Below are 18966 nucleotides of genomic sequence, written 5' to 3'. Positions count from 1 at the left end.
CGGCGCTTTGCCGCGGGAACGACGGGCGTCGCTGCCGCGGCGGGACCGGTTGCTAGCCTTCGCACCCGGCGAACAGGTCGCGCTCGCGCTCGTACACCGAGGTGGTGACCTGCATCAGCCCCAGTACCGAGGGGAACAGGTTGTCGTGGTCGCTGCGCTGGCGCGCACGCTCGCGCAGGCACTGCAGGTCCAGTCCGCGGCTGGCGGCGAACTGCGGGGAGAACCACATCACCATAGGCACCCGGGTCTGTTCGTCCGGTGCGATGGCGTACGGCACGCCATGCAGGTACAGCCCCTTCTCGCCCAGCGATTCGCCGTGGTCGGAGAGGTAGATCATCGCCGTGTCGTAGTCCTGCAGGTCGCGCAGGGTGGCGATGGTGCGGGCCAGGAAATGGTCGGTGTAGCGGATGGCGTTGTCGTAGCTGTTGACGATCTGGCCGCGGCTGCACTTGCCCAGGTCCGGGGTGTCGCAGGTCGGCACGAACTGGCGGAACGCCGCCGGGTAACGCTGGAAATAGCTGGGACCGTGGTTGCCCAGCTGGTGCAGGACGACCACGCGGTCGCCCGGCCTGGCACGCACCTGCGCGGCCAGGTCGTCGAGCAGGATCTCGTCCATGCAGCGGCCATCGGCGCACAGTCCGGGCTTGGTGGCGTCGTCCAGCCGCTGGGTCTCAAGCCCTTCGCACACGCCCTTGCAGCCGGACTGGTTGTCGCGCCACAGCGTGGCGATGCCGGCATGCTGGAGCACGTGCAGCAGCGACTGGTGCGCGCGGATCTTCTTGGCGTCGTAGTCGTGGCGGCCGAACGGCGAGAACATGCACGGCAGCGATACCTCGGTGCTGGTGCCGCAGGCATGCATGTCCGGGAAGTTGATCACCCCGGCCTTGGCCAGCTCCGGCGTGGTCTGGCGGGCGTAGCCGTTGAGGCCCCAGTTCTGCGCGCGCACGGTCTCGCCGACCACCAGCACCAGCAGGCGCGGCTTGCTGTCGGCCGCGCGCGGCGTGGCCTTGGCATCGGTGCCAAGCGGCAGCTTGGGCTGGTTCTTGATCGGGTTGGAGCTGACCAGGTTCTGCTTCAGTGCGATCAGGTAATTCGCCGGCGTGGCCAGGTAACGGACCTCGCGGTGGTTGCGCATCAGCGCCGATACGTTCTGGAACGAGGCCAGCGTGCCGGCACCGGACACCACCACCACGCCCACCAGGAACAGCAGCCGCCACAGCAGGGCGCGGGTCCAGCTGCGGCGGCGCAGGCGCAACCGCCACAGCAGCACGCAGGGCACCAGCGCATACACCAGCAGCGGCAGGAGCAGCGCCGGGGTCATCAGCTCGCGCGACTCCTTGTGGTCGGTGGCCAGCACGTTGCGCAGCATGTCCGCGTCCAGATAGACGTTGAAGCTGTTCATGTAGTGCGTGGCGAAGGCCGTGGTGACGAACAGGATCGTCAGCAGCACCTTGGCGTTCCAGCGCCACACCAGCAGGCCCAGCAGCAGCGCGTGCACGCCCATCAGCAGGGCGAACAGCGACACCGCGAACAGCACGCTGCCGGGGTTGGTGGCCAGGGCGTCGCGCCAGAACAGGCCGTTGCAGGCCAAGGCGAAGAACGCGCTCGACAGCAGGATCAGCGTTTCGGTGGAGATTTCCGGGCGCCAGCGGCGCAGCCGTGCGAATGCGCTGGTCGATGCCGGCAGATGCGGTGAAGCCGTACTCATGCGTGGGTTTCTTCCTTGAACGGGGTGGCCTTGGCCGGTGGGAACATCAACAGGTAAAGCAGCACCGCCACGGTCCAGCTGACCGCCAGCGACCACACATCATGCGAGAAAAAGTGCGCGCCGCGCAGCTGCTGGGAAATGCCGAACAGCAGCCCGGTGGCCACCGCCACGGCGAGCGCGGCCCAGCGCCAGCGCGGGCGTACCTGCAGGGCGAAGAAGTACAGCGCCACCCAGCCGTAGCCGGCGCTGGCATGGCCGGCCGGGAAGCAGGCGGCGTGGCCGAGCACCACCGGGCGCGGCTCGAACAGGCCGATGAACGGGCGCAGGCCGCCGTAGCGCTCCAGGTCCCAGGGGCAATCCATCTGGGTCATGGACTTGAGCAGGGCGACCACGCCGGTGGACAGGCCCACCGCCAGCAGCAGGTACAGCAGCGGCCGGCGCAGGGGCTTCCAGCGGGTGTCCAGGCAGGCGCGCAGCAGCGCCAGCATCACCAGCACCGCGGCCAGGGTGCTCAGGTTCTTGCCGCCGCGGTGGATGACGTGGGTGGTCCACCAGGCATCGCGGAACGCCCAGTGGCCGCCTTCCCAGCGGTAGAGCTGGTCGGCCAGCCACTGGTCGCCGTTGCCGGCCATCAACACCAGGCTGGCGGCCACGGCCAGCAGCAGCGGGAGCAGCAGGTGGCGGGCCAGGAAGCCGCGCCGGGTGGCGGCAAGGCCGGGCGCGGGCAGCACATACGGGGGCGGCGAGGACGGGATGGCAGGCACGGATGCGGAGCCTTCGACGATGAATGGCCGCATGGTGGTGGCGGCCATGTCGGAGAGTGGTCGGAGGCCCGTTGCCGCGGCGTTAACCCCGCCCCGCGTTCAGTCCTCGTCGGTCTCGCCGGCCGTTCCCGCGACCTGGCCGTGGGTGGCGGCCACGCAGGCGGTATCCAGCGCGGTGCCCGGCAGCAGCTGCCACTGGTTGCGGTTGGCGCTGCCGATGTCGATCACCGCGGCCGGGTCGGCGCAGGGGGTCATGGCCTGCTTGAGGACAAACAGCCAGCGCCGTTCCGGGGCGGCGGCCACCCACTGCCCGGCCATCTCCCACTGTTCGGGCCACGGCCGCTTAAAGCCGAAGTCCATCGCCTGCGGGTGGGTCTGCAGCAGGTTCTGCTCACGCCAGGCGACCATGCCCAGTTCGCCGTCGCCGATGCGCTGGCGCACCTTGTCCATGACCGCCGAGGCCGAGCTGTAGGGGTCCAGGGCCGGCATCAGCCCCAGTCCATACATCGTCCACAGCAGCACCGTGGCCAGCACCGCGGCCAGCCCGGCGCGGCGCAGGCGCAGCGTCGCCACCAGCACCAGCGCGGCAATGCCGAAGCCCAGCAGCCAGGCGCCGACCCGTGGGACTACCGCCGGGTCGATCGCGCGTTTGGCCGCGCTGCGCTGCGCCCAGCCATCGGCGTGCTGCAGTGCGTCGTAGCCGACCGCCAGCATCGCCACCGCCAGCAGCGCCACGTACAGCAGCAGCGCCCAGCGCACGCCGGTCCGGCGCAGCAGGCCGGCCAGCAGCGGCGCGGCCGCCACCGCCAGCGCCGGCAGCATCGGCAGGATGTAGACCTCGCGCTTGCCGGGGCTGGCGCTGAAGAACAGCAGCACCAGCAGTGCCCAGCCCAGCAGCACGATGTAGCGCGGGTCGGCGCGGCGCAGCCGCCGCCACCAGGCCGGCACCAGCCACGGCAGCAGCAGGCTGCCCGGCAGCCACAGCGTGGCGATCACCTGCAGGTAGTACCAGGCCGGCTGGTGGTGGTGCCAGGCGTTGGCGTAGCGGGTGCCTGTCTGCTTGAACAGCAGTTCGTGGGCGTAGGACTGCAGGCCGGGGTCGGGGTTGTTCAGCAGGGCAATGCCCAGCGGCGCCAGCCACACCCCGGTACCGGCAATGAACAGCGGCAACAGCAGCCACCAGCCCCAGCCGCGCCCGGCGCCGGGCGCGCCGGGGTGGCGCCAGCGCCAGGCGGCCCAGGGCAGCAGCGCCAGCAGCGGCAGGAAGCCCACGCCCTTGGTCACCGTGCCTACGCCGGCAGCGAAGGCGCCCAGTGCCAGCAGCTTCCAGTCGGGCCCGAGCAACGTGTGCCGCAGCAGCGCCCACAGCGACAGCGTGGTCATGCCCACCAGCACCATGTCGATCTGCGCGCGCTTGGCCATCAGCCCGAACTGGATGCACACGAACAGCGCCAGCACCGCGTAGCGCGCCACGCGCCGGTTCCACAGCCGCCGCGACAGGTCCCAGGTGAGCCACAGGGTCAGCAGCGCGGCCAGCAGCGACGGCAGCAGGAAGGCGATGTTCCAGTGGCCCAGCACTTTGTAGGTGGCGGCCTGGATCCACATGAAGGTCGGCGGCTTTTCGGCATACAGCTCGCTGCCGCGGTGCGGCAGCAGCCATTGTCCGGTCTCCACCATCTGCCGCGCGGCCAGCACGAACCGCGGCTCGTCGGGCGGGGAGGGCTCGCGCATGCCGAGTCCGGCCAGCAGGCTGGCCACCACCAGCGCCAGCAACAGGTACCACGAGGCGGGGGATCGAAGGCGGGTCGGGCGCACGCTGGGCTCGTCTTGGGAGTGGACGGGAAGGATCGCGCCGCCGGCGTGGGAAGCGCGTCGTAGCGCGCATTGTGACCTGTTTCGACGTCGCTCCGACCAGTGCTGGGGCTACGATGGCCGGGTACCGCCGGTCCGTCCGCCGCCGCCGATGGCGCCGGCGCGCGTCCGCCGGCGAGGCGCCATTCCAAGGGTTCTGCACATGCGGCTGCTGGTCATCGAAGACAATCGCAACCTGATCGCCAATCTTTTCGACTATTTCGAGGCACGCGGGCATGTGCTCGATGTCGCCCCCGATGGCGTGACCGGGCTGCACCTGGCCGCCACCCATGCCTATGACGCGATCCTGCTGGACTGGATGCTGCCGCGCATGGAAGGGCCGGAAGTGCTGCGGCGGCTGCGCGAGGAACACCGCTCCGAGGTGCCGGTGATCATGCTCACCGCGCGTGACGAGCTGCCGGACAAGATCGCCGGTTTCCGCGCCGGCGCCGACGACTACCTGACCAAGCCCTTTGCCCTGCCGGAACTGGAGGTGCGGCTGGACGCGGTGCTGGCGCGCACGCGCGGCCGCAACCCGCGCAAGGTGCTGGAGGTGCATGACCTGCGCCTGGACCTGGCCACCCTGGAGGTGCAGCGCGGCGGCCGCCCGCTGCACCTGTACCCGGCCTGCCGCAAGCTGCTGGAAGTACTGATGCGCGCCAGCCCGGCGGCGGTGCCGCGCGACCAGCTGGAGTACGCGCTGTGGGGCGAGGAGCCGCCCGACGGCGACATGCTCCGCTCGCACATCTACGAACTGCGGCGCAGCGTCGACGGGCCGTTCGCCGAGAAGCTGCTGCATACCCTGCCGCGCGTGGGCTACCGGCTGTGCGCGCCGGACGCACCGGCCATCGCGGACCCGGCGGCAGGCGACGGGCGATGAAGCGGCGGACGCTGCGGCGCAAGCTGCTGGTCTGGCTGGCCAGCTACCTGGCGCTGCTGACCCTGGTGGTGTTCAGCGCCGCCAACTACGTGCACGAGCGCGCCGAGCACTCGGTGTGGCGGGCGCTGCTCAACTCCGAACTGGACAGCGTGATCGCGAGCAAGCGTACCGACCCGGATTACCGCTGGCAGGATTCGGACACCCTGCATTTCTTCAGCGAGCATGATGCCCACGGCATTCCCGACGTGTTGGCGCACCTGGCGCCGGGGCTGCACGACGGGGTCCGGCTGGAAGGCCACCGCAGCGCGGTGATGGTGCGCCAGACCAGCGACTTCGGGCGCACGATGCTGGTGCTGGACATCACCGATTTCGCCGAACTGGAACACTTCATCACCCGCTGGGCGGTGCTGGCCGGGATCGCCATGGTGGTCGTCACCCTGTTGATGGCGTGGGTCGGCATGAACCGCCTGGTGCGCCCGCTGGCCGGGCTGGCCGCCGATATCGCCGCGCTGCAGCCCGAGCGTAGTGGCCAGCGCGTGCAGGTCGCTGCCCGCGGCAGCAGCGAAATGGAGGTGATCGCCGATTCGGTGAACGACTACCTGGAGCGCAACGAGCGCTTCGTCGAACGCGAACGCGCCTTCATCAGTACCGCCAGCCACGAACTGCGCACGCCGATCGCGGTGATCACCGGCGCCGCCGAACTGGCGCTGGAGCAGCCCGGACTGCCGCCGCGTGCGCAGCAGCAGCTGCAGCGGGTGCGCAGCACCGCGTCGAGCATGGAGCAGCTGATCCAGCTGATGCTGCTGCTGGCGCGTGACCCGGCGCGGCTGGCGGCGCTGAGCGAGCCGCTGGCGCTGGAGCAGCTGTTGCCGGAGATCGTGGCCGACCATGCCTACCTGGCCAGCGGCAAGGAGCTGTCGGTCGAAGTGATGCAGGCCGCGCCGTGCACGATCGTCGCGCCGGTGGGCGTGGTGCAGGCGGCGGTCGGCAACCTGCTGCGCAACGCGCTGGAGAACAGCGACCGCGGCGTGATCCGCCTGTGGCTGACGCCACACGCGGTGGTGACCATCGACGACCCGGGCCACGGCATGAGCCCGGAGGAAGTGGCCGCGGCCTACGCCAAGACCGCGCGCGGCGAACGCAACATGCGCACCGGCATCGGCCTGGACCTGATCGGCCGCCTGTGCGAGCACCTGGGCTGGAAACTGGACATCCACTCGGGCCACGAACGTGGTACCCGGGTCATCCTGGACATGGGCGCGTCGCGGCCGTAGCCGGGTGTCGCGCGGGAGCAACGGCACGCGTGCGCCGCGGGTGTGTTTTCGCCGCGGCCCGGGGCGGCCGCTTCAGGCCGGCAGCAGGCCGCGTTCGAGCAGCCATTGCCGGGCGTCGTCGGCATCACGCTCGAACCAGGCGCGGGTGGAGCCCAGGCGGTAGGTATAGCCCCAGGCGTCCATGTCGGCCATCAGCCGCGCGCTGCCGACCCCGGGCAGCTGCCCGGCGAGCACGATCTGCAGGTAGCAGGTGGCGTCTTCCTCGGGCACCGAATCGGTGGCGTCGGTATGCACCAGCGCGCGCCGCTCCGGTGGCAGCACGATCAGGTGGCAGGCTTCGTGCAGCATCGAGTGCACCGGGGTGTCGGCGCGCACGTAGACGTCGCTGGCGATGATCCCGGCTTCGGGTTCGCCCCAGTAGCTGCCGGGGATCTTCGCGCCGTCCTCGACCCGGTTCAGGCGCAGGCCGTGGCGCGCGAGCAGAGTGGCCGCGGCGTCCCAGGCGATATCGCCCACGCACAGGATGGCGGCGGCTGCGTTGGCCGGCGGAGTCGACATCGTCACAGGCGGGGCCGGGACCTTCGCCCGGTCCCGGCTCGCGGCATCAGCCCTGCGGGCCTTCGGGCAGGGCCACGGAAATGTCGAGCACGTCGTGCTCGCCGTCCTTGACCAGGTCCACCTTGACCGCGTCGGCGTCGATGTTGACGTACTTCTTGATCACTTCCAGCAGCTCGCGCTGCAGCAGCGGCAGGTAATCCGGGCCGCCGCGGGTGCTGCGCTCCTGCGCGATGATGATCTGCAGGCGGTTCTTGGCGGTTTCGGCCGTGCTCTTCTTCGCCTTGAAGATGTCGAACAGTCCCATCGTCACCCTCCGAACAGCTTGCTGAAGAAGCCCTTCTTCTCCACCGAAATGAAGCGCATCGGGCGCTCCTCGCCAAGGATGCGGCCCACCGCGTCCTCATAGGCCTGGCCGGCCATGGATTCGGTGTCCAGGATCACCGGCTCGCCCTTGTTGGAGGCGTTGAGCACGTCGCCGGACTCGGGGATCACGCCGATCGCCTTGAGCCCCAGCACTTCCTCCACGTCGCCGATGCTGAGCATCTCGCCGCTTTCCACGCGCGCCGGGCTGTAGCGGGTCAGCAGCAGGAAGGCGGGCACGCTCTTGCCGGCCTCGGCGTTGGCGGTCTTGGAGTCGAGCAGGCCGATGATGCGGTCCGAGTCGCGCACCGAGGACACTTCCGGGTTGACCACGACCACGGCGCGGTCGGCGAAGTACATCGCCAGGAACGCGCCCTTCTCGATGCCGGCCGGCGAGTCGCAGATGATGAAGTCGAAGCCGTCGGCGGCCAGGTCCTTGAGCACCTTCTCCACGCCTTCCTTGTTCAGCGCGTCCTTGTCGCGGGTCTGCGAGGCGGCCAGCACGTACAGGTTGTCGAAGCGCTTGTCCTTGATCAGGGCCTGCTTCAGCGTGGCCTCGCCGTGGACGACGTTGACGAAGTCGTACACCACCCGGCGTTCGCAGCCCATGATCAGGTCCAGGTTGCGCAGGCCGACGTCGAAGTCGATGACGGCGACCTTCTTGCCGCGCCGGGCCAGGCCGCACGCGATGCTGGCGCTGGAGGTGGTCTTGCCGACGCCGCCCTTGCCGGAGGTGACTACGATGATTTCAGCCAAAGGATTTCTCCTGAATGTTCCGTGGTGGGCTGCGCGTCAATCCAGCGCAGCGATCATGATCTGGTCCTGCTCCAGCCAGACCTGCACGGCCTTGCCGCGCAGGTTGTCGGGAATATCGTCCAGCACCTTGTAGCGTCCCGCAATCGCGACCAGTTCAGCGTGGAAGTCGCGGCAGAAGATGCGGGCACCGGTATTGCCCTGCGCGCCGGCCAGGGCGCGGCCACGCAGCGTACCGTAGATATGGATGCTGCCGTCGGCGATCACCTCGGCGCCGGCGCCCACCGTTGAGAGTACGGTCAGGTCGCAGTTCTCGGCGTACAGCTGCTGGCCCGAACGCACCGCGCCCAGCTGCATGCGCCCGGGTTGCGCGGCCGGTGCCGGTGCCGGTGCGGGTTCGGGCGCGCGCCGGGCCGGAGCGGGCGCCGGGGCCGGTGCCGGCGGGGCGGCATCGGCGCGTTCGTACTGGGCACGGAACTTGGCCAGCAGCGGCAGCCCGAGCTGGACCGAGAGCTGCTCGACTTCGCTGGTGCCATAGGCCAGCGCCACCGGCAGCACGCCGGCATCGCGCAGCCCGTCCAGCAGCGCCTGCGCGCTGGCCCGGTCGGGAACGCGGCTGAGGCCGCCGAAATCGAGGATCACCGCCGCGCGCCCGAACAGCTTGGGCGCGCGCGCCACGCGTTCGCGCATTTCCTGTACCAGCCGCTCCACGTCGAGGGTGCGGATGCGCAGGTTGGCGATGCCCACCTGCCCGATCTTCAGTTCGCCTGCCTGTTCGTAATCCGGATTCACTGCCATCTCAGGTTCCCGTCGGCCGCTGCTGCATGGGCCGGCGTGTGTGGCCCGCCCACGGAACGTCGGGCAGGTTGTCGCCATAGGTTTCCTTGACCCACTCATAGCTGCACAGGTCCTTGAGCAGCATGCTGGCACGCACGTCCACGGCCGGCATCGTGTTCTGCCCGACCTCGCGGAAGCCGAAGCTGCCATGGAACAGCAGCGCGGCGTCGGCGCCGTGGTCCAGGAACACCTCGCAGGCCATCTGCGGGTAGCGCAGCTCGGCGTAGCTCTGCGCGTCGGCATAGAACGCACGGCCGACGCCGCCGCCGCGGCGGCGGCTGGCGACCACGATGCGGTCGATATAGAAGAAGCTGGGGTAGCGCTGCTGGAACCAGGCGAAGTTGCAGCTGTCGTGCTCGGCGCTGCTGCCGTAGCCGACCAGGAAGCCGGCCATGTTGCCGTCGCGCTCGGCGACGCGGAAATACTCGGCGGTTTCGTAGAAGCGGCGGATCTTGGCGGCATCCAGCGGCAGGATGGCCAGGCCGGCGTTGTTGTTCAGTGCCAGGACGGAATCGAGCTCGTGCTCGCGCACGTCGCGGATGACGATCGACATTGTGACTCCGTGGGTGAAGCGGTCGGCCCCGAGTGAGGGGTGGGGGCTGGCCGGCGATTATCGCATGGCCGGCCGGACCGGGCGAGCGCCATCCGGGCATGACTTCCGTGGGAGGGCGCAAAGCCGCCGCGGTCCTTACCATGCACCCATGTTGGGATATCTCAGCCATACCCGCGTCCTGCGCCTGGCCGGCCTGTTCACCTGGGGCCTGGTCAGCCTGCCGCTGCTCTACACCCAGTACGCGCCGGCCGAGGGCGAGCTGCCGCCGAGCCTGGGCGAAGCCACCTGGCTGCTGGCCGCGTACCTGGCGTTCGGCGTGTGCTACTTCTGGCTGACCCGCGGGCTGACCGCCGGTGGCCACACCAGCTGGTACGACCGCCTGGCCCTGCTGGTGCTGACCCTGTCCGGACTGGCGGTGAGCTACCTGAGCGTCACCGGGCTGGGCAGCATCCTGCTGATGGTCGCGGCCGGGGTGATCCCGTGGCTGCTGAGCAAGCGGGTCGGGGTGGTCTGGCTGGTGCTCAGCCAGCTGGCGGTGCTGCCGGTCTACCACCTGATCATGGGGCTGCCGCTGTTCGAGGCGCTGCTGCAGTCGCTGTTGTATGCTGGGTTCTCGATGTTCATCTTCGTGACCAGCCTGGTGGCGCGGCAGCAGACCCAGGCCCGCGAGGAGCAGCGCCGGCTCAACGCCGAGCTGCGCGCGACCCGCCTGCTGCTGGCCGAGAGCGCGCGGGTCAACGAGCGCACCCGCATCTCGCGCGAACTGCATGACCTGCTCGGCCACCACCTGACCGCGTTGAGCCTGAACCTGGAAGTGGCCGGCCACATCACCGAGGGCCAGGCGCAGGAACACGTGCGCCAGGCGCACACCCTGGCCAAACTGCTGCTCACCGACGTGCGCGAGGCGGTCAGCCAGCTGCGCGAGAGCGGGGCGATCGACCTGGCCGCGGCGCTGCGGCCGCTGGCCGAGCGGGTGCCTTCGCTCGAGATCCACCTGGACATGGACGACCCGCTGAGCGTGGAAGACCCCGAGCGCGCCCACGTGCTGCTGCGCTGCACCCAGGAAGTGATCACCAACGCGGTGCGCCATGCCGGCGCCCGCAACCTGTGGATCCGGGTCGAGCGCGCCCATGGGCGGATCGTGATCGACGCCCGCGACGACGGCGTCGGTGGCGAGGTGGAGGACATCCTGCCCGGCAACGGGCTGCGCGGCATGCGCGAACGCCTGGCGCAGTATGGCGGTGAACTGGACGTGTCGGCACGGCGCGGCGAAGGCTTCCACCTTCGTGCCTCGCTGCCGGTGGCAACCCATATGATGCTGGCCTCCGGGCCGCAAGGAGTGAACTGATGATCCGCGTCTGTCTGGTCGATGACCAAACCCTGGTACGCCAGGGCATCCGTTCGCTGCTGGCGCTGGACGACGGCATCGAAGTGGTGGCCGAGGCCACCGATGGCCGCCAGGCCGTGGAAATGATCCCGCAGGTGGCGCCGGACGTGGTGCTGATGGACATGCGCATGCCGGTGATGTCCGGGCTGGAGGCGCTGCAGACCCTGTCGCGGCTGGGGCAGCTGCCGCCGGCGATCATCCTGACCACGTTCGACGACGACCAGTTGGTGTTGGCCGGGCTCAAGGCCGGTGCCAAGGGCTACCTGCTCAAGGACGTGACCCTGGAGCAGCTGGTCGGCGCGATCCGCACCGTGGCCGAAGGCGGCTCGCTGGTGCAGCCGGCGGTGACCCAGCGCCTGCTGTCCGGGCTGGAGCACATGCGCAACGAGTTCGTCAGCCTCGACCGGCCCGATCCGCTGACCGACCGCGAGACCGAGATCCTGCGGCTGATGGCCAGCGGCTTTTCCAACAAGGAGATCGCCAATTCACTGGGCGTGGCCGAGGGCACCATCAAGAACCACGTGTCCAACATCCTGAGCAAGCTGGGCGTGCGCGACCGCACCCGGGCGGTGCTCAAGGCGTTCGAGCTGCAGCTGGTGTGAGCGGCCACCGCGCCGCGCGCCCCGGGCCATACGGCTGCGTCCGGCGGGCGTTGCCGCGCCGGCGGATGCCGGCATGGCGGAATCTGCTTTCGAATGAATCTCATGGAACGACTGGTGCGGAGGCCGCCGGTAGAGGGAAAATAAGCGGCGTCGCACCCCTCGCCAGCCCGGCCCGCGCATGGCATCGTGCAGGGCCCCGGCGGCGGGGTGGCAGCCTTTACGGCCTTCGGCCCGCATGCCTGCACCGGACACGGAAACCGGTGCGCCAAATCCGTCAACAACCTGCGCAAAGCCTGATAGGATGGGGGCTTCGCTTCAATCAACCCGGCCGTGGGATCGGCCCCGGAGACTCCTGAATGACCCGTATTATCGAGTTCCTGATCGCCTTGGGGATCGTGGCTGGCCTGTTCGTCATCATTGGCGTGTGCCTGCCGGGCGAGCGCCACATTTCCGAAAGCATCGAAACCAACCGCAAGATGACGATCGTGTACGACACGGTCAACAGCCTGCGCCGCTTCAAGGACTGGAACCCGCTGGTGCTGCGTGACAAGGGCATCGAGCTGAAGTACAGCGGTCCGGACGCCGGCAAGGGCGCCCGCCTGGAGTATTCGTCCAAGGACAGCGCGCTGGGCCAGGGCAGCTGGGAAATCACCGACACCGAGCAGAACAAGCGCGTGGTGATCGCGATCGAGGACCAGACCAAGGGCAAGGACAAGGTCACCACCTTCACCCTGGAGCCGACCGGCAAGAACGACCGCAACGTCAAGATCACCCAGGACTACTCGGTCAACTACGGGTTCGACCTGTTCGGCCGCTATGCCGGCCTGTACGTCAGCCGCCACATCGGCGACGACCTGAAGCTGGGCCTGTCGCGCATGGCCAACATGCTGGCCTCGGTGCCGAACGTCGATTACCGCGCCGCCGAAGCCCCGCTGACCGACCTGAAGGTCGTGGACGTTCCGGTCGAGGACCTGCTGGTGGTCAACGCCGGCAACATCGACCGCAGCAACGAGAGCATCCGCAAGTCGATCCTGGACAACCAGGAGTGGATCAAGCGCGCGATGGAAGCCAACGGCCTGGAGGCCGCCGGCCCGGTGCGCATCGTGACCACCGATTTCGGCGCCGAGAAGTACGCTTTCGACGTGGCCCAGCCGGTGCGCAAGAAGAGCGCTGCCGCCGCTGCCGGCGACAAGAAGGACGGCGAGGCCGACAAGGCCGAGGCCGCCCCGGTTGCCGCCACGGGTGGCAAGCTCGACGTCAAGATCCCGTCCGGCAACCCGGTGACCTACGTGCATGCCGACGCGCACCGTTCGGCGTTCGCTTCCTACACCGGCCACATGGCGGGCCTGGACGTGGCGCGCAACGCGCTGCGCGCCTGGGCGACCACTGCCGGCTACGAAGTGACCGACCGTCCGTACGAATCGTGGAAGGGCGGCGTGGACAAGGCGTTCACCACCGACGGCACCTACGACGTGTACTGGTCGGTCAAGTAACCGGCCTGTCGCGGAAGAATGAAGTGATGCACAGAAAACGCGCCGCCCCCAGCGGCGCGTTTTTTGTTGCCTGCTGCCCGGTGGCACGCGGACGCCGGCCCGGGCAGGCGATGCGCCCGGCGTCCGCATGTACATGGCCACGCCGTGGTGGCCGAGCAACCGGGGGAAGATGATGCTGGGACTGGAACGGAGGGTGCGCAGGCCGTCGCTGCTGGCGTTCTGCGGGGCGCTGCTGGCGGCATCGGCGGTGGGCATGTCGGCCTACGCGTCGCATGCGGTGGGCGATCCGCTGGCGCGGTCCCACCTGGAGACGGCGGCACTGTACGCCTTCGGCCATGGCGCGGTGCTGGCGATACTCGGCCCGGCATCGCTGAACGCCGCCGGGCGTACGGCGCTGTATGTGCTGCTGCTGGGCGTGCTGCTGTTCTCCGGCAGCGTGGCCGGTGGTGCGCTGGGCTGGTGGCCGACGCGCCTGGCGCCGGCCGGCGGCACCGCGCTGATGGCCGGCTGGGTGTTGCTGGCGCTCAGCGCGCTGAGGCGCTAGCCGCGTGCCCCGGCACCCGCGCGGTTTCGACCTCGGGCAGGGGCTGGCGCACCTGCAGCGCCACGACCGGCGCCTGGCGCGCTGGATCCGCCGCGTCGGCCCGCTGGATGCGCCGCCCGGGTGGCGGCGTCCGTTCGATCCGGTCGATGCGCTGGCGCGCGCCATCGTGTTCCAGCAGCTCAGCGGCAAGGCGGCCGCAACCATCGTCGGCCGGGTGGAAACGGCGATCGGAAGCCAGCGCCTGCACGCCGCGACACTGGCCCGCATCGACGACGCCGGGCTGCGCGCCTGCGGCGTATCGGCCAACAAGGCACTGGCGCTGCGCGACCTGGCGCGGCGCGAGCTGGCCGGGGACATCCCCTCGACCCGGCAGATGGCGTGGATGCACCACGAGGCCATCGTCGAGGCGCTGCTGCCGATCCGCGGCATCGGCCGCTGGACGGTGGAGATGATGCTGATGTTCCGGCTCGGCCGGCCGGACATCCTGCCGGTGGACGACCTGGGCGTCCGCAAGGGTGCGCAGCGGGTCGATGGCGGGGCGGGGCTGCCCACGCCGCGCGAACTGCAGGCCCGTGGCCAGTGCTGGGGGCCGTACCGCACCCTGGCCAGCCTCTACCTGTGGCGGATCGCCGACATGGCCGACGGCGGCGCGGACACCAACCGCTCGCAGGACTGAGCACCGCATCAGCGCTGTCGTCCGCTGGGTGTGCCGGTGCGGTGCATGCCAAGGCGGCCGGATGCTGCCGGGGCGGGTCGCCGTACGTCGGGGGCCGACCTCGCGCAGGCGCCGCGGTTGGCCAGGGCTGCGCGTGCGCCAGCGGCCGCCGCTGGCGGGTTCAGCCCGTGGGGCCGCTGAAGCACCAGTGCCAGGGTTCGTAGACGATGCCGTGCGGGTTGCCGCGCGGGTAGCTCATATGGAAGCCGAACTCCCCGGCATGCGCCTGCAGCCAGGCGAAGGCCGCGGTGCGCTCGAACGATTCTTCCGCCGGCGGCTCGCCGGGCGTGCCGATGTCCAGTGCGTTGCCGCCGTGGTGCTCGCTGTAGCCCGGCGCCGCGTTGACGGTGAGGATCTCCGCCACGCGCAGGCCGCGGGCGAGCTTGCGTTCGAAGATGCCCAGCTGGTAGTCGTGGCTGCGGTAGCCGGAGATCGCATCCAGCGCGACGCCATCGACCGCCGCGGCCGCGCGCAGCCGCTGCCACGCGCGCGCGGCGCCGCGGGTCAGCCACAGCGCGCGCCGGTAGCGGTCCAGGCCGGCGAAATGCAGCCAGGCCGGCTCCGCCACCAGCGGCAGGCCGCTGCCGGCGGCATAGCGCTGGTCCAGGCCCAGGCGCTGCAGGCGTTGGTTGAGGCGATCCAGCGGCAGCGATGCCTGCGCGGGCGGACCGCCGCGCGGCAGCGGGGTTTCCAGGCACTGCAGCGCCGCGTCGATGCCCGGCTCGCGGGCCAGGCGTTCGACCATCGGCATCAGTCCTTCCGGCAGCTGCGCGGCCAGGTAGCGCCCGTCGCGCTTGCGCCGCAGCACCGTGCGCGCGCGGGACAGCAGCCGTGCATCGTGGTTGCTGCGCGCGCGCAGCAGGCCGCCGGGCCACAGTTCGATATCCGGGGTATTGAGCAGCAGGCGGGGAGCGGTGCGCATGGCGTTAGCTTGGGCCATCGCCGCGGGGCTGTCGATGCCGGCGCTGGCGCATGCAGGCGTGCCCGCCGGCAATGCGCGTTGGCCGCTTCTACGCCGCGCCATCGCCGGCGCGCTGCTTCAGTGCGTCGAGCAGGGCACGTGGCTGCTCGGGCGAAAGCAGCAACTGCGCGCCATCGCGCAGCGGCAGCACCAGGACGCGGCTGGGGTCGGTGATCAGGCAGAACGCCTTGCTGCCATTGCCCATGCGGTAGTGGCCGGAGCGAAAGCCGGGCAGGCTGTAGCCGTTGGTCTTGAGCGCCGGTTTCAAGGCGCGGTGTTCGCCCAGGTCGACGATGCGCGCGCGCTCCAGCTGCAGCGAGCCGATGGCCACGGTCCGGGTATAGAACGTGGAGCGGACCACCAGGCCGCCGGCGTCGAGCGTGATGCGCTTGCGCAGGTAGGCCAGGCTCACCGCCACGCCGGTCAGCGACACCAGCACCGGACCCAGCCAGGCGCGTGGGCTCGCCAGTGCCGCCACGCCCTTGTCGCCGGCCAGGAACGCCAGCGGCAGCCCGATCGCCGCCAGCAGGATGGCCCACAGGATCAGCAGCGGCATGCCGCCCTGTGGCGCGAGCGGATAGTCCTTCGGCAGGGGTGTCGCAGTCGACATTTCGCGGGTTCCTGTTCCGGTGGTCATGGGCCGCGGGTGTCCGGTGCCGGCATCATCACGCCGGCATCGGCACACCGCGGTGTCATTCCTGCGCCTGTACCCAGCGCACGATGTCCTGGATCAGCGTGGCATCGACGTGGCCGGGCTTGCCGTATTCGTCCAGCGTGCCCTTGCCTTCGCCGGCGATGCCCAGGTGGTTGAGCGCGGGGTACAGGTGGAAGCGGTAGCGCGGCCCCTGCAGTCCCTGTTTCCAGCGCTGCCAGTCGGCATCGACCACCTGGAAGTCGCGGCCGCCCTGCAACAACAGCACCGGGAGCTGGCTGGCGCGCGCATCGGCCACCGGGTCGATGCGTTCAAGCTGCTGCCAGTAGTGGCCGGGCAGCTCCAGCAGCGTCGCCGCGGGATCGTGGCGCACCTTGGCGATGGCCACATCCAGGGCGTCCAGGTGCGCCTGTTCTTCGGCACTGACGCTGCCGTCGAGATGGGCCAGGTAGCGGTTCTGTTCGCCCAGCAGGTCGAGGATCGGGCGCGCCGGTGCCGCCAGCAGGATCAGCCCGGCCACCTTGCCCTGGCTCCTGGCGGCGATGCGACCGGCCAGCAGGCCGCCCTGGCTGTGGCCGAGCACGTGGATGCGGTCGTGGGCGATGGCGGCATTGCCGGCCAGCGCGGTGACGGCGGCGACGGCATCGTCGGTGGTTTCGTCATCGATGCCGAACGCGCCGCTGAAATCCTGCGGCCGCGCCCGGGTGCGCTTGTCGTAGCGCAGCGAGGCGATACCGTGTGCGGCCAGGCCGCGGGCGATGTCGAGGAAGGGGCGGTTGCCGCCGATGGTCTCGTCGCGGTCCTGCGGGCCGGAGCCATGCACCAGCACCACGGCGGGGAACGGGCCCTTGCCCCGCGGCAGGGTCAGCGTGCCCGGCAGTCCGGGCTTGCCCGACGCCAGCGCCGGCAGGGTGATGGCCTGTTCGCTGAAGGACGCATCCGCGGCCGGCGGCGGTGGCGGCGGGGGCTGCACCAGGAAGCCGGCGATGCGGTCGTCGCCGTCCAACACCACGCGCGCCAGCACGTTGTCGCGTGCGTAGGCCAGCGGGATGGCCACGATGCGGAAGCCGTCGGCCTCGCTGACGGTCGCTTCGCCGCGTGCACCCGCCGCGCCCAGCAGCACGGGCAGCGACTCCCACATGGCCTTGAGCTTGTGCGCAGGAACCGCGGCCTTCATCTGCGGCGAGAACGTGGCCTCGGCCGCGGCGTACTGGCCGGCGTCGAGCTGGTCGAGCAGCCGCGTGGCGAGCGCGGCGGGGGAATCGGCGGCCGCTGCACCGGCCGCGATCACGACCGCGGTCGCCATGCCGGCGATCCATGCCTGCAGTCGCTTCATCTCAGACTTCCTTCTTGAAGATCAGGGTGGGCGAGGAGATGGTGGGCGTGGCGTGTACCACGTTGACCAGTTCCCAGCCGAGCCGGCCATGCCGGTCCAGCTCTTCCTGCAGCGTCTCCATCTTGAAGTCGCCGAGCATGCCGGTCTTCACTTTGACGACGAGATACTTCCATTGCGTACTCATGGTTCTTCCTCGGTGGATTCGTTTCTGGGAGTGGGCAGCCGCCCGGCTTTGCGCAGCGCATCGCGTATCACGTACTCGATCTGCGCGTTGAGGCTGCGCAGCTCGTCGTCGGCCCAGCGCTGCGCTGCCGCCAGCACGTCGGCGTTAATGCGCAGCGGATAGGCCTTCTTCTCGCTCACCGGCGTCCCGTCCCCACCGGTGCGCGGCGCAGGTGCAGGACCAGCGCCACGCCCAGCGCGTTGACCACCACCACCAGCGCGATCACTACGGCATAGGTGGCCATGCGGTTGCCGGCGGCCAGGTACAGGCCAGTGGCGCCCAGGAACAGGCTCAGCGCGATCAGCGCCCAGCGCAGCCCGAGGCCGCGCGCGTGGCGGCTGCCATCGCGGCTGCTCCAGGCGGCAATGCCCAGGGCGGGCAGGCCGGTGAGGGCGACGATCAGCGCGGCGAGCAGGTCATTCATCGACGCTGCCTCAGTACAGCGAGCCGGTATTGACCACCGGCTGGGTGCCGCGGTCCGAGCACAGCACGGTGAGCAGGTTGCCGACCATCTGCGCCTTGCGTTCCTCGTCCAGCGAGACCAGGCCGCTCTTCTGCAGCTCGGCCAGGGCCATCTCGACCATGCCCACCGCGCCGGCGACGATCCGCTGGCGCGCGGCGATCACCGCGTTGGCCTGCTGCCGCTGCAGCATCGCCTGGGCGATCTCGGGGGCGTAGGCCAGGTGGCTGATGCGCGCGTCGAGCACCTGCACCCCGGCATCGGCCAGGCGCTCGGCCAGCTCGTCCTTCAGGTGCTGGGAGATCTCGCTGGCGTGGCTGCGCAGCGACAGCTGGCCGTCCTCGTGCTGGTCGTAGGGGTAGCTGGTGGCCATCGCGCGCAGCGCCGACTCGGACTGGATGTGCACGAAGCTCTCGTAGTCGTCGACGTTGTAGACCGCCTCGGAGGCGTCCACCACCTGCCACACGATCACCGCGGCGATCTCGATCGGCGAGCCGTCCAGTTCGTTGACCTTGAGCTTGCCGCTCTCGAAGTTGCGCACGCGCTGGCTGACCTTCTTCTTGGTGAAGAACGGGTTGTTCCAGCGCAGGCCGTTGTCCTTGACCGTGCCCACGTACTTGCCGAACAGGCTCACCACCGCGGCCTGGTTGGGCTGGACCATGTACAGGCCGCAGCTCAGGAACAGGCCCACGACCAGCAGCACCAGGCCAGCGGCGAACAGCAGGCCGGCGCCGCCGGCCCCGGACTTGGCCAGGACCACCGCGTAGACCAGCGCGGCGACGCCGGCCAGCATCAACAGCAGCGAGCCCAGCAGGCTGGGAATGCCGGGCAGGGAACCGAGGGCTTTCTCTTTCATGGTCATGGTCTCGTGCAGGATCACAGCAGCGACAGGCCGATGCCTGCGGCGAGCAGGGCAACGGAGAGGAGGAGAAGGCCGGGGACGACCCGGTGTGCATGAGTGGGCCAGCGGCGCTGGATTTGATGGATCACGTGGAGCATGGTCGGTCTCCTTGGGCATCGTCGTTTGATTGAATGATATCAATTTGATATCAAAT

Annotated in this window: 23 protein-coding genes; 7 read left to right on the top strand and 16 right to left on the bottom strand. The window is 69.8% G+C overall.

Annotation, left to right across the window (positions count from 1 at the left end; all coding sequences use genetic code 11):
* Positions 1 to 52: 52 nt before the first annotated feature.
* Genes MKP15_RS06135 through MKP15_RS06125 form a run of 3 tightly spaced genes read right to left on the bottom strand, consistent with a single transcriptional unit; the run spans position 53 to position 4203 of the window.
* Complete coding sequence (locus MKP15_RS06135) at positions 53 to 1708, bottom strand: phosphoethanolamine--lipid A transferase (RefSeq protein WP_240212121.1); 1656 nt, start codon at positions 1706 to 1708, stop codon at positions 53 to 55.
* Positions 1705 to 2520, bottom strand: a complete 816-nt coding sequence (locus MKP15_RS06130) for a phosphatase PAP2 family protein (protein WP_240212120.1) — start codon at positions 2518 to 2520, stop codon at positions 1705 to 1707. The genes MKP15_RS06135 and MKP15_RS06130 overlap by 4 nt, the downstream gene beginning before the upstream one ends.
* A 51-nt stretch (positions 2521 to 2571) precedes the next feature.
* Entirely contained in the window at positions 2572 to 4203 is a 1632-nt protein-coding gene (locus tag MKP15_RS06125; protein ID WP_240212304.1) for a glycosyltransferase family 39 protein, read from the bottom strand.
* Between the two features lie 283 nt (positions 4204 to 4486).
* On the opposite strand from MKP15_RS06125, the gene MKP15_RS06120 reads away from it, so the two are divergent.
* Both MKP15_RS06120 and MKP15_RS06115 read left to right on the top strand, forming a co-directional pair.
* Positions 4487 to 5203: a response regulator transcription factor gene (locus MKP15_RS06120; protein WP_161613465.1), complete on the top strand. Its 717-nt coding sequence runs from the start codon at positions 4487 to 4489 to the stop codon at positions 5201 to 5203.
* Positions 5200 to 6477: a HAMP domain-containing sensor histidine kinase gene (locus MKP15_RS06115; protein WP_240212119.1), complete on the top strand. Its 1278-nt coding sequence runs from the start codon at positions 5200 to 5202 to the stop codon at positions 6475 to 6477. Before MKP15_RS06120 ends, MKP15_RS06115 begins: the two co-directional genes overlap by 4 nt.
* Before the next feature lie 72 nt (positions 6478 to 6549).
* Here MKP15_RS06115 and MKP15_RS06110 read toward each other — a convergent pair whose 3' ends face one another.
* Genes MKP15_RS06110 through MKP15_RS06090 form a run of 5 tightly spaced genes read right to left on the bottom strand, consistent with a single transcriptional unit; the run spans position 6550 to position 9538 of the window.
* Positions 6550 to 7035, bottom strand: a complete 486-nt coding sequence (locus tag MKP15_RS06110; protein ID WP_161613463.1) for a hypothetical protein — start codon at positions 7033 to 7035, stop codon at positions 6550 to 6552.
* A 46-nt stretch (positions 7036 to 7081) separates the two neighbouring features.
* Positions 7082 to 7339 (bottom strand): cell division topological specificity factor MinE, encoded by a 258-nt coding sequence (minE, locus tag MKP15_RS06105; RefSeq protein ID WP_104939267.1) that lies wholly within the window; start codon positions 7337 to 7339, stop codon positions 7082 to 7084.
* 2 nt (positions 7340 to 7341) lie between these two features.
* Entirely contained in the window at positions 7342 to 8151 is an 810-nt protein-coding gene (gene minD, locus MKP15_RS06100; RefSeq protein WP_161613462.1) for a septum site-determining protein MinD, read from the bottom strand.
* A 36-nt stretch (positions 8152 to 8187) separates the two neighbouring features.
* The gene (minC, locus tag MKP15_RS06095) at positions 8188 to 8946 is read right to left on the bottom strand and encodes a septum site-determining protein MinC (protein WP_240212118.1); all 759 of its coding nucleotides are present in this window, start codon (positions 8944 to 8946) and stop codon (positions 8188 to 8190) included.
* 1 nt (position 8947) lies between these two features.
* Positions 8948 to 9538, bottom strand: a complete 591-nt coding sequence (locus MKP15_RS06090) for a GNAT family N-acetyltransferase (RefSeq protein ID WP_161613460.1) — start codon at positions 9536 to 9538, stop codon at positions 8948 to 8950.
* A 148-nt stretch (positions 9539 to 9686) separates the two neighbouring features.
* Between MKP15_RS06090 and MKP15_RS06085 the strand changes: the two genes are divergently transcribed.
* The 5 genes from MKP15_RS06085 (at position 9687) to MKP15_RS06065 (ending at position 14240) form a co-directional block, all read left to right on the top strand.
* Positions 9687 to 10886 carry a sensor histidine kinase gene (locus MKP15_RS06085; protein ID WP_161613459.1) on the top strand — a complete coding sequence of 400 codons (1200 nt, stop codon included), beginning with the start codon at positions 9687 to 9689 and terminating at the stop codon, positions 10884 to 10886.
* Positions 10886 to 11527, top strand: a complete 642-nt coding sequence (locus MKP15_RS06080; protein WP_054666964.1) for a response regulator transcription factor — start codon at positions 10886 to 10888, stop codon at positions 11525 to 11527. Before MKP15_RS06085 ends, MKP15_RS06080 begins: the two co-directional genes overlap by 1 nt.
* 356 nt (positions 11528 to 11883) lie before the next feature.
* The gene (locus MKP15_RS06075; RefSeq protein WP_240212117.1) at positions 11884 to 13020 is read left to right on the top strand and encodes an SRPBCC family protein; all 1137 of its coding nucleotides are present in this window, start codon (positions 11884 to 11886) and stop codon (positions 13018 to 13020) included.
* 172 nt (positions 13021 to 13192) lie between these two features.
* Positions 13193 to 13564, top strand: a complete 372-nt coding sequence (locus MKP15_RS06070) for a DUF423 domain-containing protein (protein ID WP_161613545.1) — start codon at positions 13193 to 13195, stop codon at positions 13562 to 13564.
* Between the two features lie 4 nt (positions 13565 to 13568).
* Positions 13569 to 14240, top strand: a complete 672-nt coding sequence (locus tag MKP15_RS06065; protein WP_240212116.1) for a DNA-3-methyladenine glycosylase — start codon at positions 13569 to 13571, stop codon at positions 14238 to 14240.
* 160 nt (positions 14241 to 14400) lie between these two features.
* Here the strand turns inward: MKP15_RS06065 and MKP15_RS06060 are convergent, their stop codons facing one another.
* The 8 genes from MKP15_RS06060 to MKP15_RS16965 all read right to left on the bottom strand — a co-directional run bounded on the left by MKP15_RS06060 (position 14401) and on the right by MKP15_RS16965 (position 18910).
* Positions 14401 to 15201, bottom strand: a complete 801-nt coding sequence (locus tag MKP15_RS06060) for a M15 family metallopeptidase (protein WP_104939262.1) — start codon at positions 15199 to 15201, stop codon at positions 14401 to 14403.
* A gap of 88 nt (positions 15202 to 15289) precedes the next feature.
* Positions 15290 to 15850: a PH domain-containing protein gene (locus tag MKP15_RS06055; protein ID WP_240212115.1), complete on the bottom strand. Its 561-nt coding sequence runs from the start codon at positions 15848 to 15850 to the stop codon at positions 15290 to 15292.
* 82 nt (positions 15851 to 15932) lie between these two features.
* Positions 15933 to 17228: an alpha/beta fold hydrolase gene (locus MKP15_RS06050; protein ID WP_240212114.1), complete on the bottom strand. Its 1296-nt coding sequence runs from the start codon at positions 17226 to 17228 to the stop codon at positions 15933 to 15935.
* Between the two features lies 1 nt (position 17229).
* Positions 17230 to 17412, bottom strand: a complete 183-nt coding sequence (locus MKP15_RS06045; protein WP_054666950.1) for a DUF4177 domain-containing protein — start codon at positions 17410 to 17412, stop codon at positions 17230 to 17232.
* A complete protein-coding gene (locus tag MKP15_RS06040; RefSeq protein WP_054666948.1) occupies positions 17409 to 17591 on the bottom strand; it encodes a hypothetical protein in 183 nt (60 codons plus the stop codon). Before MKP15_RS06040 ends, MKP15_RS06045 begins: the two co-directional genes overlap by 4 nt.
* Positions 17588 to 17875 carry a hypothetical protein gene (locus tag MKP15_RS06035; RefSeq protein ID WP_054666946.1) on the bottom strand — a complete coding sequence of 96 codons (288 nt, stop codon included), beginning with the start codon at positions 17873 to 17875 and terminating at the stop codon, positions 17588 to 17590. Before MKP15_RS06035 ends, MKP15_RS06040 begins: the two co-directional genes overlap by 4 nt.
* Positions 17876 to 17885: 10 nt before the next feature.
* Positions 17886 to 18767, bottom strand: coding sequence for an SPFH domain-containing protein (locus MKP15_RS06030; protein WP_240212113.1), 882 nt, complete (start codon positions 18765 to 18767; stop codon positions 17886 to 17888).
* 20 nt (positions 18768 to 18787) lie between these two features.
* Positions 18788 to 18910, bottom strand: coding sequence for a hypothetical protein (locus tag MKP15_RS16965; RefSeq protein WP_275692495.1), 123 nt, complete (start codon positions 18908 to 18910; stop codon positions 18788 to 18790).
* Positions 18911 to 18966 lie beyond the last annotated feature (56 nt).

It is taken from the genome of Stenotrophomonas sp. Y6, assembly GCF_022436665.1.
Taxonomy (GTDB): domain Bacteria; phylum Pseudomonadota; class Gammaproteobacteria; order Xanthomonadales; family Xanthomonadaceae; genus Stenotrophomonas; species Stenotrophomonas acidaminiphila_A.
The sequence above is the reverse complement of the archived record's forward strand: the minus strand, read 5'-3'. Positions and strand labels throughout refer to the sequence as shown.

What these genes read in the sequence shown, in the direction of transcription:
- MKP15_RS06135 (WP_240212121.1), bottom strand. Translation starts at nt 1,708, where the DNA reads ATGAGTACGGCTTCACCGCATCTGCCGGCATCGACCAGCGCATTCGCA.
- MKP15_RS06125 (WP_240212304.1), bottom strand. Translation starts at nt 4,203, where the DNA reads ATGCGCGAGCCCTCCCCGCCCGACGAGCCGCGGTTCGTGCTGGCCGCG.
- MKP15_RS06030 (WP_240212113.1), bottom strand. Translation starts at nt 18,767, where the DNA reads ATGAAAGAGAAAGCCCTCGGTTCCCTGCCCGGCATTCCCAGCCTGCTG.
- MKP15_RS06060 (WP_104939262.1), bottom strand. Translation starts at nt 15,201, where the DNA reads ATGCGCACCGCTCCCCGCCTGCTGCTCAATACCCCGGATATCGAACTG.
- MKP15_RS06085 (WP_161613459.1), top strand. Translation starts at nt 9,687, where the DNA reads ATGTTGGGATATCTCAGCCATACCCGCGTCCTGCGCCTGGCCGGCCTG.
- minC (WP_240212118.1), bottom strand. Translation starts at nt 8,946, where the DNA reads ATGGCAGTGAATCCGGATTACGAACAGGCAGGCGAACTGAAGATCGGG.
- MKP15_RS06090 (WP_161613460.1), bottom strand. Translation starts at nt 9,538, where the DNA reads ATGTCGATCGTCATCCGCGACGTGCGCGAGCACGAGCTCGATTCCGTC.
- MKP15_RS06070 (WP_161613545.1), top strand. Translation starts at nt 13,193, where the DNA reads ATGCTGGGACTGGAACGGAGGGTGCGCAGGCCGTCGCTGCTGGCGTTC.
- MKP15_RS06050 (WP_240212114.1), bottom strand. Translation starts at nt 17,228, where the DNA reads ATGAAGCGACTGCAGGCATGGATCGCCGGCATGGCGACCGCGGTCGTG.
- MKP15_RS06120 (WP_161613465.1), top strand. Translation starts at nt 4,487, where the DNA reads ATGCGGCTGCTGGTCATCGAAGACAATCGCAACCTGATCGCCAATCTT.
- MKP15_RS06115 (WP_240212119.1), top strand. Translation starts at nt 5,200, where the DNA reads ATGAAGCGGCGGACGCTGCGGCGCAAGCTGCTGGTCTGGCTGGCCAGC.
- MKP15_RS06075 (WP_240212117.1), top strand. Translation starts at nt 11,884, where the DNA reads ATGACCCGTATTATCGAGTTCCTGATCGCCTTGGGGATCGTGGCTGGC.
- MKP15_RS06035 (WP_054666946.1), bottom strand. Translation starts at nt 17,875, where the DNA reads ATGAATGACCTGCTCGCCGCGCTGATCGTCGCCCTCACCGGCCTGCCC.
- MKP15_RS06110 (WP_161613463.1), bottom strand. Translation starts at nt 7,035, where the DNA reads ATGTCGACTCCGCCGGCCAACGCAGCCGCCGCCATCCTGTGCGTGGGC.
- minE (WP_104939267.1), bottom strand. Translation starts at nt 7,339, where the DNA reads ATGGGACTGTTCGACATCTTCAAGGCGAAGAAGAGCACGGCCGAAACC.
- MKP15_RS16965 (WP_275692495.1), bottom strand. Translation starts at nt 18,910, where the DNA reads ATGCTCCACGTGATCCATCAAATCCAGCGCCGCTGGCCCACTCATGCA.
- MKP15_RS06080 (WP_054666964.1), top strand. Translation starts at nt 10,886, where the DNA reads ATGATCCGCGTCTGTCTGGTCGATGACCAAACCCTGGTACGCCAGGGC.
- MKP15_RS06045 (WP_054666950.1), bottom strand. Translation starts at nt 17,412, where the DNA reads ATGAGTACGCAATGGAAGTATCTCGTCGTCAAAGTGAAGACCGGCATG.
- MKP15_RS06130 (WP_240212120.1), bottom strand. Translation starts at nt 2,520, where the DNA reads ATGGCCGCCACCACCATGCGGCCATTCATCGTCGAAGGCTCCGCATCC.
- MKP15_RS06055 (WP_240212115.1), bottom strand. Translation starts at nt 15,850, where the DNA reads ATGTCGACTGCGACACCCCTGCCGAAGGACTATCCGCTCGCGCCACAG.